Below are 1,021 nucleotides of genomic sequence, written 5' to 3' on the forward strand. Positions count from 1 at the left end.
GGCCGCGCCGTGGCGGTACGCACCAGCGAGCATCGCTACCGCGCCGATGCTATCGTCTGCGCACTGGGCAGCTATGCCACCGGTTTTCTGCGACCGCTGTTGCGTCCGCTCGGGCTGGAGTTACTGGTCTATCCGGTCAAGGGCTACTCCCTTACCCTGCCGATGATCAATGCAGAAGGCTCGCCGCGCAGTACCGTACTCGATGAAACCTACAAGGTGGCCATCACCCGCTTTAACCAGCGGATCCGAGTAGGCGGCATGGCGGAGCTGTCTGGCTACAACCTTACCCTTAACCCAAGGCGCCATGATACCTTGGCCATGGTGGTCGGAGATCTTTTCCCCGATGGCGGGGATATCAGCCAAGCTCAGTTCTGGACCGGCCTGCGCCCCATGACGCCAGATGGCACCCCGCTGGTCGGGCCCAGCCCCATTCCCGGTCTCTGGCTCAATACGGGCCATGGCACCCTGGGTTGGACCATGGCTGCGGGCTCGGGCCAGCTGCTATGCGATTTGATCAGCGGCAGCGCGCCCGCCATCAGCGACGAGGGATTGACCCTGGCCCGTTACGGCTAAGCGCTGATCCGGTGGGTATATCACCTGCTTTAGTGACCGGCCACCGCCATACGCGGTGGCTTTTTCGTCTGATGTTGACCTTTGCCCTACCCACCTATCGCAGCAGTCCTGCCGATTAATACAGCAAACGACAGCACATATTGCGCAATTCGACTTGCGCCAGCCGTCACAATCCGTAATGTGGATAGACACATTTTTCGCAGCGCATATTTCAAAAATGGCCGCTAACCCCTTTAAACAGGCATCGCCAGACAAGGGATTACCGGTATCCGCGCGCATTTCTTTAGCTGCAATCCAGGGTAGGACATATGAAAAAAGTAGGTTTGGTCGGTTGGCGTGGCATGGTGGGATCGGTGCTGATGAGCCGGATGCAACAAGAGCAGGATTTTGCCCATATTCAACCCACATTCTTCACCACCTCCCAGGTCGGTGAGGTTGCCCCAAACCT

At 58.4% G+C, this 1,021-nt stretch carries 1 protein-coding gene and 1 pseudogene; both read left to right on the plus strand.

The features are described 5' to 3' along the window. Positions 1–573, plus strand: a 573-nt coding sequence (locus ACRC1E_RS03815) for an FAD-dependent oxidoreductase (RefSeq protein WP_438513783.1), incomplete at its 5' end; no start/stop codon positions are given. 308 nt (positions 574–881) lie between these two features. Then, positions 882–1,021: pseudogene (locus ACRC1E_RS03820) on the plus strand (aspartate-semialdehyde dehydrogenase); the annotation flags it as partial.

Source organism: Craterilacuibacter sp., assembly GCF_051659485.1.
Lineage (GTDB): Bacteria > Pseudomonadota > Gammaproteobacteria > Burkholderiales > Chromobacteriaceae > Craterilacuibacter.